10 protein-coding genes are annotated in these 12,949 nt (G+C 59.8%); 9 read left to right on the forward strand and 1 reads right to left on the reverse strand.

Annotated elements, in window-relative coordinates; translation table 11 throughout:
* The first annotated feature begins 85 nt into the window (after positions 1-85).
* The 6 genes from AB3X55_05240 to AB3X55_05265 all read left to right on the forward strand — a co-directional run bounded on the left by AB3X55_05240 (position 86) and on the right by AB3X55_05265 (position 7,077).
* Positions 86-1,099 carry an ABC transporter permease gene (locus tag AB3X55_05240; GenBank protein MEX0502982.1) on the forward strand — a complete coding sequence of 338 codons (1,014 nt, stop codon included), beginning with the start codon at positions 86-88 and terminating at the stop codon, positions 1,097-1,099.
* A 98-nt stretch (positions 1,100-1,197) separates the two neighbouring features.
* Positions 1,198-2,181, forward strand: coding sequence for a betaine/proline/choline family ABC transporter ATP-binding protein (locus AB3X55_05245; protein ID MEX0502983.1), 984 nt, complete (start codon positions 1,198-1,200; stop codon positions 2,179-2,181).
* A 151-nt stretch (positions 2,182-2,332) separates the two neighbouring features.
* Positions 2,333-3,775 (forward strand): aldehyde dehydrogenase family protein, encoded by a 1,443-nt coding sequence (locus AB3X55_05250; protein MEX0502984.1) that lies wholly within the window; start codon positions 2,333-2,335, stop codon positions 3,773-3,775.
* A gap of 8 nt (positions 3,776-3,783) precedes the next feature.
* The gene (locus AB3X55_05255) at positions 3,784-4,764 is read left to right on the forward strand and encodes a membrane dipeptidase (GenBank protein ID MEX0502985.1); all 981 of its coding nucleotides are present in this window, start codon (positions 3,784-3,786) and stop codon (positions 4,762-4,764) included.
* A complete protein-coding gene (locus tag AB3X55_05260) occupies positions 4,757-6,481 on the forward strand; it encodes a hypothetical protein (protein ID MEX0502986.1) in 1,725 nt (574 codons plus the stop codon). Before AB3X55_05255 ends, AB3X55_05260 begins: the two co-directional genes overlap by 8 nt.
* On the forward strand, positions 6,478-7,077 hold the full coding sequence (locus AB3X55_05265) for a DUF3726 domain-containing protein (protein ID MEX0502987.1): 600 nt from the start codon (positions 6,478-6,480) through the stop codon (positions 7,075-7,077). The genes AB3X55_05260 and AB3X55_05265 overlap by 4 nt, the downstream gene beginning before the upstream one ends.
* Before the next feature lie 41 nt (positions 7,078-7,118).
* Here AB3X55_05265 and AB3X55_05270 read toward each other — a convergent pair whose 3' ends face one another.
* On the reverse strand, positions 7,119-8,474 hold the full coding sequence (locus AB3X55_05270; protein ID MEX0502988.1) for an NAD(P)/FAD-dependent oxidoreductase: 1,356 nt from the start codon (positions 8,472-8,474) through the stop codon (positions 7,119-7,121).
* Positions 8,475-8,551: 77 nt separating this feature from the next.
* On the opposite strand from AB3X55_05270, the gene AB3X55_05275 reads away from it, so the two are divergent.
* The 3 genes from AB3X55_05275 (at position 8,552) to AB3X55_05285 (ending at position 12,925) form a co-directional block, all read left to right on the forward strand.
* Positions 8,552-10,108: a trimethylamine methyltransferase family protein gene (locus tag AB3X55_05275; protein MEX0502989.1), complete on the forward strand. Its 1,557-nt coding sequence runs from the start codon at positions 8,552-8,554 to the stop codon at positions 10,106-10,108.
* A gap of 106 nt (positions 10,109-10,214) precedes the next feature.
* Positions 10,215-11,747, forward strand: a complete 1,533-nt coding sequence (locus AB3X55_05280; protein ID MEX0502990.1) for a 4-hydroxyphenylacetate 3-hydroxylase family protein — start codon at positions 10,215-10,217, stop codon at positions 11,745-11,747.
* Between the two features lie 47 nt (positions 11,748-11,794).
* Complete coding sequence (locus AB3X55_05285; protein ID MEX0502991.1) at positions 11,795-12,925, forward strand: AbrB family transcriptional regulator; 1,131 nt, start codon at positions 11,795-11,797, stop codon at positions 12,923-12,925.
* Positions 12,926-12,949 lie beyond the last annotated feature (24 nt).

The raw sequence follows: 12,949 nt of genomic DNA on the forward strand, positions 1-12,949 counted from the left end.
GCCGTGTCCGCCCCTCGCCGCCTGACAGGGGCGGCGCAATATGGCCATGCAACAGCCTGGCCGATGCGGGCAACGGAGATTATTGATGGCTGCCTATACCGGCATTTTCGATCTGTTCGGGCTTCGCGAATGGTGCGACGAAAGCAAGAAGAAATCCCTGATGTCGCTTCGCCAGTTGAAGGGCGACGATCCGGCATGGTGGGAAATTCCATTTCCTTCACTGGACAATCTGCACAAGGCCTGCGCCGGAATTCCGCAGACACGCGACTTCACCGCGTGGCTTGAAAATAGCTTCCTTGCCATCAGACCGGCCCTTCGCGTGGTGCTTGATCCGCTGACGCAGCCATTGTCCTGGGCGCTTGACGGTGCGCTGACCCTGTTCACAACTCTGCCATGGTGGTGCCTTGTGCCGCTGATTCTTGTCGGCACCATGCTGTCGTCGAAATCCTTGCGGATCACCGCCTTTGTCGGTGCCTGCTTTGTCTTCTTCCTGTTTACCGACCATTACGGATATGCGGTCCAGACATTGTCGATCATTTTTGTCTGCACCGTGCTGTGCGCCATTCTCGGTGTGCCAACCGGAATCCTGATGTCAAAGAACGACACCGCACAACGTATCATCACACCGGTTCTGGACATGCTGCAGACATTGCCGACCTTTGTGTATCTCATTCCGCTGATCTTCCTGTTCAAGATCACCGAACCAAAGCTCTATGGGCTTGCCATCATCCTATATTCCATCGTGCCGGTGATCCGTTTGACCAATCTCGGCATCCGGCTTGTCGATCGTGATGTCATCGAGGCCGCAAACGCCTATGGCATGACGTCACGCCAGAAGCTTGTCCGGGTCGAAATCCCGCTGGCGCTTCCCAACATCATGGCCGGCATCAACCAGACCATCATGATGAGTCTGGCGATGGTTGTGATCGCGTCGCTGGTCTCGGCGCCGGGCCTTGGCACACTGGTGCTTGACGGGATCAACAATCTGCGACTTGGCGTTGGTTTCCTCGCCGGATTTGGCATCGTCCTCCTCGCCATCATTCTCGACCGGGTGTCCAAGGCGGCACTTGCCCGGGTCGATGAATCACGCAAGATCTAGACGGGAGACAAGCTGTGTCCACGCCACAAAAGCAGGTCAAGATCGCCGTTCGCAATCTCTACAAGATTTTCGGTGACGACCCGGCCTCGATCCTGCCAATGCTTTCAGACGGTATCGACAAGGCCGATATCCAGCGCCGGACCGGTCACGTCATCGGCCTGAACAACATCAATGTGGATATCAAGTCAGGGCTGATCACGGTGATCATGGGGCTGTCCGGGTCTGGCAAGTCGACATTGATCCGTCATCTCAACAGGCTGATCGAGCCGACAGCCGGCGAGATCGAAATGGATGGTGAAGACATCATGGCCTATGACAGCGCGCGTCTCCGTGCGCTGCGGCAGACCAAGATGTCGATGGTGTTCCAGAAATTCGCCCTGTTGCCGCATCGCACGGTGCTGCAGAACACCATGCTGGCACCCGAAATCCGCGGGGAAAATGGCAGCCTGTCCACCGAGGAAGCCATCAAATGGATCCGGCGTGTCGGTCTTGAAGGCAATGAAGATGCTTTTCCACATCAGTTGTCGGGCGGCATGCAACAGCGTGTCGGGCTGGCCAGGGCGCTGACTTCGAATGCCGAAGTGATGCTGATGGACGAGGCCTTTTCGGCGCTCGACCCGCTGATCCGTACATCGATGCAGGACCTTCTGCTTGAACTTCAGCAGGATCTTCACAAGACCATCGTGTTTATCACCCACGATCTGGATGAGGCGCTGAAGCTTGCCGACCATCTTGTGATCCTGAAGGACGGGTTCATCGTCCAGCAGGGCGAACCACAGCATATCCTGCTGAACCCGAGCGACCCGTATATCGAGGATTTTGTCAGCGACATCAACCGCGCCCGCGTATTGAAAGTCAGGTCGATCATGGACCAGACCAAAAGTGCCAAGGCAAGCCACGGAACGGTCGATTCCAACATGTCACTGGAAAGCCTGATCGCCCATGCCGAAGGCGATATCAACCGCAGTTTTGCCGTTCATGACGGTGAGGCGCGCGTCGGAACAATCACCATGAAGGAAGTGTTCAAGGCCCTGGTGCGCTATGATCTTGGGGGCAATGGGCGGACAAACGGAGCTGGATAGGCGACCCCGGCGGATTGTGGCCGAGACACCAGATCCGAAATATCCACTCTGCTGAGATATCCGATCTGGCTGGCCTGTCAAGAAACCGAACCACACGGACCAATCGATCAGACGGCCATCAATCACGCCAGACGGACAGAACAGGACGAATATGCACAAGAATTATATCAACGGTGAATGGGTCGGCGCTGACGCCGCCATCGAAAACCGAAACCCGTCGGACATTACCGATCTGATTGGCACCTACGCACAGGCCGACACGGACCAGCTGGAACGCGCGCTTGATGGGGCCCACTCCGCCCAGAAACAGTGGCAGGCAACCGGGCTGGAGGCACGCCAGAGCGCGCTGATGAAGATTGGCAACGCGCTGATGTCCCGCGCCGACGAGCTTGGTGAGCTTCTCAGCCGCGAGGAAGGCAAGCCACGCGCCGAGGGGCGCGGCGAGGTCTATCGCGCCGGACAGTTCTTTACCTATTACGCTGCCGAAGTGTTGCGCCAGATTGGCGACAACGCCGATTCCGTGCGGCCTGGCATCGAGATCGACGTGAGACGCGATCCGGTTGGCATTGTCGCGGTAATCAGCCCGTGGAATTTCCCGACAGCCACCGCCGTCTGGAAAATCGCGCCGGCGCTGGCCTTTGGCAATGCTGTGATATGGAAACCGGCCAATCTGGTGCCGGGCTCGGCTGTTGCCCTGACAGAAATCATCGCCGATGCCGGACTGCCGGCCGGGCTGTTCAACCTCGTCATGGGATCAGGTGCCACCATCGGGGATGCGCTTGTGTCGCATCCGGCTGTCAATGCCATCACCTTTACCGGGTCGGTCCAGACAGGCCGCCAGATTGCCGCCGCCGCCATCGGGAACATGCCACGCCTGCAGATGGAGATGGGATCGAAGAACGCCCTTGTGGTGATGGATGATGCCGATCTGGACCTGGCAGTCGCCTGCGCGGCAAATGGCGCCTTTGGCGGCACCGGTCAGAAATGCACCGCTTCGTCGCGCCTGATTGTCCATGACGTTGTCCATGATGAATTTGTCGAAAAGCTGGTCGCGGCAACAAAGGCGCTGCAGGTCGGTCACGCCCTGGAAGACGGCACCCAGATCGGACCGGTGGTCAGCGACAGTCAGCTTGCCGAGAATCTGGATTATGTCGCACTGGCAAAACGCGAGGGCGGTGACATCCTGTGTGGCGGCGACCGGATCGATATGGCGCATGACGGATATTACATGGCACCCTGCGTCATTGCCGGAACCCACAATGACTGGCGGATCAATCGCGAGGAGATGTTCGCCCCCATTGCCTGTGTCATACGCGCCGGATCCTATGAAGAGGCGCTGGCACTGTCGAATGACACCCATTTCGGCCTCACCGCCGGGATCATGACGCGGTCACTTGCCCGCGCAACCGACTTCCGCCGCCGGGCCGAGACAGGCGTGGTCATGGTCAATCTGGCAACGGCGGGAACCGACTATCATGTGCCATTTGGCGGTCGCGGCGACAGCTCCTACGGTCCGCGTGAACAGGGGCAATATGCGGTCGATTTCTTTACCAGCACCAAGACCGCCTATATCGCGGCCGGCGCGGTGTCATAGGTGCCATCATGCATCTGATTGACTGTCTGCAATATTGCAACTGGTCCGAAAAGATCTTCCGGCAGATGCGCGAGGGCGGTGTTGACGCCGTTCATGTCACCATCGCCTATCACGAGATGTTTCGCGAGACGGTGGCGAACATCGAGCGGTGGAACCGCTGGTTCGAACAATTTCCCGAGCTGATTTTCCAGGGTCGCACCGGTGACGATGTCCGGCGCGCCCGCACCGAGGGACGAACCGCCATTTTCTTTGGATTCCAGAATCCCTCGCCGATCGAGGATGATATCGGGCTGGTGGAAATCTGCCATACGCTTGGTGCCCGTTTCATGCAGCTGACCTATAACAACCAGTCACTACTGGCGACAGGGTGCTATGAGGCCGAGGATACGGGCCTGACCCGTATGGGCCGTGCGGTTGTCGCCGAAATGAACCGGGTCGGGCTGGTTGTCGACATGAGCCATTCCGCCGAACGCTCGACACTCGATGCCATTGAATTTTCCAGCCGGCCGATTGCCATTACGCACGCCAACCCCACCTTCTGGCATCCAGCGCGGCGCAACAAGTCGGACGATGTTCTGCGCAGCCTTGGCCAGAGTGGCGGCATGCTTGGCTTCTCGCTTTACCCGCATCACCTGAAGGGTGGCACCGGCTGCACGCTTGCCGATTTCTGCGAGATGGTGGCGAAGACAGCGGACCTGATGGGCCCCGATCACATTGGCATCGGCACTGATCTATGTCAGGACCAGCCCGACAGCATCGTCGAATGGATGCGTGTCGGCAGATGGACAAAGGATATTGACTATGGCGAGGGCAGCGCCAGCAATGCCGGTTTTCCACCGATGCCGGACTGGTTTCAGGACAACAGGCACTTCGTCGCACTTGCAGACGGTCTGCGCCTGCAGGGCTTTTCAGAGACCGAGATCGCGGGCATCATGGGTGAGAACTGGTTGAATTTTTTCGACCTCAGCTTTGGACCGAACCATGCCTGACAGCCGCGAACCACAACATGCCGGTGACATCCGGCAGGCCCCGCTGCGAACGCCGCAGACGGTGATGCGACTGGCGCGCATGGGTGCCTTCCATCAGAGCCGGCTGAGTTTCATGCGAGTCCTGCTGCGTCGGTTGAAGACCGAAGGATGGGTTGTTGACCGTCCGGTGTTCGATATCGACGATCGCGGGGTTGGTGTCGCCACCTACCGGGCGCGCGGCCCCCAGGCCACCTATACTCTTGTTGCCTTTGCCCATCAGCTTGCTGACGACCAGCGGTCGGACAGGGTCATTGCCGAGGCATGGGATGCCACCTTTACCCTGTGTGATGGCGAGGTCGACGCCGCACAGATCAGCCGGCTTGCCGGCAATGTTCCAAAACAGGAAGCTGGCCGCATTGCCGAGAGTGAACTGGTGCTGTCGCGTGCCAACAAGTCGGTGCGGCTGTTCAGCCATGTTGTTGAGTCACTTGCCGCCGGGCACCAGCCCGACCCGGAGATGATTGAATCGGTCGGCTATCTGTATCGAACCACAGCCGTTTACGGTGCCGGCAAATTCGGCGCTGCAGACAGGACGCAATGGAGTTCCCGGCCCGAATTCACCGGGTCTTTCCAGCCGGAAATGCTGGCGGTATGGCTGATCAGGGCCTTTTCCATCGATATTGTGGAACATGCCGCACAGACGAAATCCCCGACAACCGCGGTGGCTCTCGACCCGGATGTGAGGCGGCGGTTTGGCATCGGCAATTCCACCGGGCTTGGTATGGCGCCGTTCCTGATCAACCATCCACGGCTGATCAACAGCTGGATCGCGGCCCGCGAGACCGCCCTTGCCAGAGTGCGCGCACTGCCGGCTGCCACGCTGGAACAGATCGACCGGTTCCGGCACTTGAGCCGGCGCGCCGCGCGCAATGCCCACCAATGGCACGTTGCCGATGAACGCCAGGCGTCGCGTATCGACAGGCTGTGTCGCGATTTCGACTGGATCATCGAAAGAGCCGATACAATGACCCCGGATGACGACATGCCGTGGGATGGGATCTACCGCGCCGCTGAACAGGCGCTGTCACTCGAAGGCCAGGAAGCCCTTGTCTCGCTGATGTTCGAGCCATATGCCGATCTTGTCGACGGCCTTGCCGACTGCATGCATGCCGACGAGGACGTCGCCCACCGGATTGACGGCACAATGCGCGCCGCTGACGTGATGATGATGCTTGAGGCACAGTATGACTGGACCGACAGCATCGATTATGACAATCCGGAGTCACAGGCCAGAGTCTGGTATGTGTCCGAGGAAAAGCTGGAACCGCGGCTTGGTGAACGCCACGAGGAACCGCTGGAGCCCTATGAGCAACCCCTGTGCCCGGGACGCGATGCGGTGCGTATGTGCCATGATCTTGCCAGCTTCGATCCGGACAGCACTCTTGGTGCCTTCCTTCTGAAACATCCGGAACACCGGCACATGGCGCGACGCCTGCAGATTGTCAGCAAGCTGGCATTCGGTGAAATTCGAGACAACACCATCGGTGCCGCGATGATCCCGATTGATCTGCTGCGCTGCAAGCTGTCATTTTTCGGCGCGACGAAGTTTGACCCCCGGTCCGACAGGTGGCTTCGAATCACCATGTATCAGGGTGCGCCTTTCCCGGACGAGCTTGCGATGCTTGATCCCGACGACCTGGTCTATCCGCCTCTGCAAGAGGCCTGCCCCGGCAGATGAGCTGGTCGCTTGGCGAAATGGCGGCATTGGCCCTGAAAGCAACACGCGGGGCCGGGCTGCCATGGGGGCTGGCCGAAGAGGCCGCCGGCGCGGTCTTCTGGCTTCATCAACGCAACCTTCCCGGTATCTCTGCCCTGTGTGGATATCTTGCCAGCCGCGACCAGCCACAACGCACCGGTACAGCGCTCTGCCCGCTTGTGACCGGCGCGGCGTTGAGTGACGGGTCCCACCCCTGCCCATCACAGATGGATGACACTATTGACCTTGGCGTGGTGGCGGCACCGTTACTGCTGCTTCCCTTTGTGGCAACGATCTCTCCGGGCACCATCTGGCTTGAAGCTGGCGCGGCCAGCACGGCCACATCCAGCCCACCGGACCACTGGCACAGTGACTGGTTGCGTGGCAGCGCCGCCTGTCAGCTGCGGTGTGCTGCAGGGCCCCAGATCGATCCCGGCCATGCCGGCCAGACCCGCCTTGCGGATCATTTTGCCTGCTGTGTTGACCGTCTGACAGGGTATGCGCACCGCACCTATGCGCCGGCAACAAGCCAGTCACGTCTTGCCGGGGCCGGAGCCGGGCTCACCGATAATGACTGACAGTAATGACTGACAGGCGAAACAGGTCCGGGCTGTAGCGGTTAGATTTCCGCCCCGGCCCGCCATTCACGCCACCGCAGCACAATCGTCGCGCCAAGCTTGGCAATTGGCACAGGAGGCAGTTTCGTCGGCGCGTCATAGGACAGCAGATCCCTTACAATTGGCGAGTTGGCGCGCGTTGCCAGCTCAACAGCACCAATGCCGGCCAAGGTTCCCTTCGCCGTGCCAAGCCCGTTCTGGCAGCAGGCTGAAAACATGCCCGGTTCCACCTCGCCAAAGGCGGGAACGGAATTGCGCGACAGACACAGACGCCCACCCCAGCTGAATTCGAGATCGACATCGGCAAGCATCGGGAACCGACGCCGGAACGCATGGTCGTGATCATGTCTGAATCTGCCGACACGCGCCGCATCCACCTGCATTGACGGATCATATGTCCAGCGATTGCGGATGATGATCCGGGTGCCGCCAATGCCGGTATGGCGACGCACTGTCGATCCCATCGGGTCGGCCGGCGTGACTCCCCAGGCCGGCAGACCGCCAAGGCGTGCCTGTTGCTCGCCGCTCAGTGCCGCTGTCATCGACGCATAGGTGAAGACATGCATCAACCGCTGCTGGAAAAATCCGAAGCTCTCGGCATGACCATTGACCGCCATGATCACCCTGCCGGCGGTTATGGTTGCCTTTGGCGTTGTGATCTTCCAGCTTTCGCCCTGACGTTCAAAGGCGATAGCCGGACTTGCCTCGAAGAGTGCAATGGGGGTGGATTCGCGACCGGTCAGACCTGCGGCCATTTCGCGGACATAGAGCGCCGGCTGCAGCATCACCGCGCCGGGAAGAAACAGGCCTGATCGGTAGATATCGGTGCCTGTCATCTCGGCCATCTCGGCAGCTGACAATTTGGTATGTTCCTCTTCCAGCGCCGCAAGCTGGGCGGCATAGGCCGTATTATACGCCTCGCCCCGCCGGTTCACCGCACCATTCATCCTGCCGATCCGGCTGACCGCCTCGGACGGCATTTCATATTCGACAGCGCAACTCCTGGCAAAGTCCTGAGCGTGTCGATTCAGGCTGATCTGCAGCCTGTCACTATCGGCACTGCCGGCATATCCGTCACCTGACAATTCATGCGGCAGATCAATCATGAAACCCGAATTGCGGCCGGCCGGACCCTCGCCTATGCGCGCCGCCTCAATCAACGCAATCCGGTCACCGCCGCGAAGCTCGCAAAGGCGCTTGGCAGCCGACAGGCCGGCAAAGCCGCCGCCAATCACCAGCCAGTCGACATTGATCTCGCCCTCGGCTTCGGGATAGCGGGGCGCCGGACCCAGAATGGCGTTCCAGCCAGTGACCCCGGTGTCGCGCGGCAACTGCGTAATCTGTCGGTTTACGGTCAATTCTGGTCTCCCACCCACTTGTGTGCTGGTCACAACCTCTGTTCTAGTGGTCAGTGACCTGCACAGGAAGCGAATTCATGACCGACGCAGCCCCCCAGGACCAGCGCCGCCGTGGCGGCAGACGCGAAAGACGGAGCCTTCGCACACGCCCGGACCATGCGATGCTGCCACAATTGACCGGCAGACTGCCGCTGACTGAACCCATGGATGCCGAGCAGATCGAGCGTATTGACCGAGCGTCGCTTGATATTCTGGAAGATGTCGGGGTGGTGTTCCGGGATGATATCGCGCTTGAGGATTGGCGTCGTGCCGGTGCCGATATACGCGGCGAGCGGGTACATCTCGACCGGGCGCTGGTGAAATCGCTGATCAGTACCATCCCGTCGACAATCACCCTGCATGCCCGCAACCCCGAAAAAAGCGTCACACTTGGGGGACGGCAGTCGATTTTCGTGCCGATGACCGGCGCGCCCTATCTTCGTGATCTTGAGGATGTCAGACGGGCACCGACACTTGATGATCTGGCGACCTTTCACAAATTGTCACATATGCTGCCGGCCATGCATTCCTCGGCACACCATATCGTCGAGCCGATGGACCATCCGATTTCGCACCGTCATCTGCGGATCACCCATTCGTCGATCCTGCATTCGGACAAGACCTTCATGGGCATGACGACATCCGGTCGAAATGCCGAGGATGTTCTGGAGATGGCGGCGATCCTGTTTGGCGAGGCGTTTCTGGAAACACACCCCGTTGTGGTGGGCAACTGCAACGGCAATTCCCCTCTGGTGTGGGATGAAACCATGCTGTCGGCAATGCGTGCCTTCAACCGGCGCAACCAGCCGGTTCTATGCTCGCCCTTTGTTCTTGGCGGTGCCAATACACCCGCCTCGACGGTGCCGACAGTGGCGCAGTTGAATGCCGAGGCGCTGTCGGCGCTTGCCTATACGCAGCTGACACGCCCGGGATGCCCGGCAATCTATGGCCATTATCTGTCGACCGTATCGATGCAGTCCGGTGCCCCGATGGCCGGAACGCCCGAAATCAGCCTGATGAATTTCATGATCGGCCAGATGGCGCGCCATTACGGCATTCCGTGGAGAACCTCAAACACGCTTGGCGGTGCCAAGACGCTGGACGCACAGTCCGGCTATGAATCGGCCACGACCTTGATGGCGGTGCTGCTGTCGGGCGCGAATTACATCTGGCATTCGGCTGGCTGGAACGAGGCCGGCATGCATTGCTCGATCGCCAAATTCATTGTCGATGCCGAACAATGCGCAATGGGATACCGGATGGCCGAAGGGCTGAACTGGGATGATTTCGACGAGGCGCTGGCAGCGATCCGCGACATCGGGCCTGGCGGACATTATCTTGGCCATCCACACACCCAGGAACGGTTCCAGCAGGCCTTTTTCATGCCAAGGATGTTTGACAACAACTCCTATGAACAATGGGTTGCCGAAGGATCACTGGATGTGACGGCACGTGCCCTGCAGACGGCAAAATCGCTGCTGCAATCCTATGAGGCACCGCCGCTGGATCCGGGTATCGCCGAGGCGCTTGCCGACTATGTTGCCCGCCGCGAGACCGAAATACCGGTCATGGACGCGCTGAATCAGGACTTCTGACACCGACAATCACCCTGGCGTGGCTCCCTGCGGGCTTTTCATGGTTTCGCATGGCGGGAATTTGCTGTTTCATACCATTCAGGGGTTGATAACAGGAAACAGCGCGATGATCCGTACAGGCAAGGAGTACCGGGACAGTATCCGCGGCACGCGGGATGTTTACATGAATGGAGAGCGGGTGAAGGACGTCACCACGCATCCCATGTTCAAGCCGATCGTCGATATCCGCGCCCGGATCTATGACATGCAGCATGATCAGGCGACGCGCGAGGTGATGACGGTGCGTGACGGCGATGAGGTGAATGCCGTCGGCAATGCCCTTCCCTTCAGCCAGGAAGACTGGTGGGCAAAGCGCCGCGCCAGCGATCTGGTGATGGAGGAAATTGGCGGTGTCGTCACCCGTGTCGGTGACGAGACGGTAGGCGAGATGTGGTCGCTCTATGACGGCCAGGATGTGCTGAACGAGGTGGATCCGCAATTCTCGCAGAACATCAAGACCCATATCCACAAGGTGCTTCGCGAGGACCCGTTCCATGTGTCGGCCAATACCGACCCAAAAGGCGACCGGTCGAAACCGCCACAGGATCAGGACCCGGACATGCTTCTTCACGTTGTGAAGGAGACCGATGAAGGCATCGTCGTCCGCGGCGCCAAGTTCGAGACCGCCGCCGCCTATGCCAACCAGGCCTTTACCAAGCCAACCATTGCCAATTGGGGTAATGCTACCCTGTCCGACTATGCTGTCGGTTTCATCTGTGATCTGAACTCGCCGAACCTGAAATTCATCTGCCGGGGGGGCTTTGCCGGGGCCAGTGGCGGATGCCCGCGGGCCGACCAGCAGGATTATCCGCTGGCGAACAAGTTCGATGAAGTCGACACGATGGTGATCTTCGACAATGTGCTGATCCCCTGGGAAAATGTGCTGTTCTACCGCCATACGCGTGCGGCCGCCTTTATCCGCGCGACGCTGCATCGCTATTCCGCCTTTGCCTTTGTGCAGCGTACGCTGAAGCTTGCCGACATGATGATCGGCGCGGCGCTGTTCAATGTGCGCCAGACCGGATTGGAAAATCAGCCGGCCGTTCAGGAAAAACTGTCCCGGCTTGCCATCTGGCGCGAGAATATCAATGCCCACCTGACCGCGGCCATTACCCTTGCCGAGCCGTCGCCGGCCGGACTGATGATGCCGAACCAGTCACTGCTGTTCACCGGCAGATGCGCAGCGCTGAACCAGCTGAACGAGATGATGCATGTCGCGCGGGAACTGTGCGGTGGGCAGATCTGCGTCACCCCCAACATGGCAAGCTTTAGCGCGCCCGACACCAAACCGTGGATGGAGAAATACTATACCATCAACGATGAATGGCAGGCCGAGGACAGGCGCAAGCTGCTGGCCTATGCCCGGGACCTGCTGAATTCGGACTATGCCGGTCACAGGCTGACATTCCAGCTGTTCGCGCAGTCGGCACCCTTTGCCCAGATGGGTGCCGTGTACCGGAATTTCGACTGGGAGGCGACGCTGGATTTCGTTCAGAAATCAGCCGACCTGTCCGACCGGGTCCGCACGCCACGGGACCGCCCGGCTGGCGACCCGTCGGTTCAGCAATGGTTCGACCAGACCCGCAAGGCCGCCGAGTGACCACCCGCCGGAATCCCGCCCGCCACAATGGACGGTTCCACACCGCCATGCCCACCTGGCTGCTGGCCGATATAAGGCGTCTTGCTGTCACATTTGCCGTGGCGCTGGCATGTGGCTGGGGATTCCTCCAGATCGGCATCCCGGCACCCTATCTGATGGGGAGTCTGTTTGGCGTCTGGATCAGTGGTGGATTGGTCACCGGCCTTCAACCATATCTTGGTGTTGCCCGCTGGTTTCACAAACCGGTGGTGCTTGGACTTGGTGTCCTGATCGGCGCCACCTTCAACCAGTCGGTTCTGGAGCAGGCTGAAAAATGGTCGCTGACACTGATGACCATGATCGTGACAACCTTCGTGGTGACGGTCATCGGCTATCAGTTCCTGCGTCGGATTCGAGGCTATGAACCCCGTCTTGCCATTCTGTGCAGTGTACCGGGCGGCCAGGCCGAGGCCATCGCGATGGCCCGTGACATGGTCGATCGCGATTATGTTGTCGCGCTGTTCCATCTGGTGAGGGTTGTCGTCGTATTTGTATCGACACCATTGCTGTTGCGGTTGATTGAAGGACAGGAAGCCGTTGACCAGTCGAATGTTGCGCTGCTGACGATGCCGAGCATTCTGGACCTGCCGGCTGCTGACATCGCCATCTTCATCCTGCTTGGCGTTGTCGGCATGATGGTCGCCTCCCGGCTGCGCATTCCGATGCCGCATCTCATCGGACCGGTCGGCCTGTCGACGCTGTTCCACCTGATGGGATGGGCCGACCTGCCGCGGGTAACCGAATTCGTCATTCTGGCACAGCTGGCCATAGGCGGCGCGGTTGGCGCGCGGCTGGCAAAGGTGCCCTTTGGCGAATTGCTGGGCTATCTCAAGGATGCCTGCGCCAGCTCGGCGGTAATTCTGGGTGCCTATCTGCTGGCAACAGTGATGATCGCCAAGGCAAGCGGAATCAGCTTTCTGGCTGCCTGGCTGGCGTTTGTTCCGGGCGGGCTGTACGAGGTCACGCTGCTGGCACTTGTGTTCGGCTTTGACGTTGCCTTTGTCGCTTTCCATCACACGGTCCGGGTGATGCTGATTTTTCTGACACTGCCGGCACTGGCAGTGCGGCTTGGCGGCGACATCGAGAGGCCTGAGGGCCGGAACAGGGAGGAGACTAGCCGGACACCACCCCGGGATTGATCATGTTGATCGGCGCACCGATGC

Source organism: Alphaproteobacteria bacterium LSUCC0719 (assembly GCA_040839025.1).
Classification (GTDB): domain Bacteria; phylum Pseudomonadota; class Alphaproteobacteria; order Puniceispirillales; family Puniceispirillaceae; genus UBA8309.

Excerpts from the sequence above, each read along its gene's own strand:
- AB3X55_05240 (MEX0502982.1), top strand. The coding sequence starts at position 86 with ATGGCTGCCTATACCGGCATTTTCGATCTGTTCGGGCTTCGCGAATGG.
- AB3X55_05255 (MEX0502985.1), top strand. The coding sequence starts at position 3,784 with ATGCATCTGATTGACTGTCTGCAATATTGCAACTGGTCCGAAAAGATC.
- AB3X55_05280 (MEX0502990.1), top strand. The coding sequence starts at position 10,215 with ATGATCCGTACAGGCAAGGAGTACCGGGACAGTATCCGCGGCACGCGG.
- AB3X55_05275 (MEX0502989.1), top strand. The coding sequence starts at position 8,552 with ATGACCGACGCAGCCCCCCAGGACCAGCGCCGCCGTGGCGGCAGACGC.
- AB3X55_05250 (MEX0502984.1), top strand. The coding sequence starts at position 2,333 with ATGCACAAGAATTATATCAACGGTGAATGGGTCGGCGCTGACGCCGCC.
- AB3X55_05245 (MEX0502983.1), top strand. The coding sequence starts at position 1,198 with ATGCTTTCAGACGGTATCGACAAGGCCGATATCCAGCGCCGGACCGGT.
- AB3X55_05265 (MEX0502987.1), top strand. The coding sequence starts at position 6,478 with ATGAGCTGGTCGCTTGGCGAAATGGCGGCATTGGCCCTGAAAGCAACA.
- AB3X55_05285 (MEX0502991.1), top strand. The coding sequence starts at position 11,795 with ATGCCCACCTGGCTGCTGGCCGATATAAGGCGTCTTGCTGTCACATTT.
- AB3X55_05260 (MEX0502986.1), top strand. The coding sequence starts at position 4,757 with ATGCCTGACAGCCGCGAACCACAACATGCCGGTGACATCCGGCAGGCC.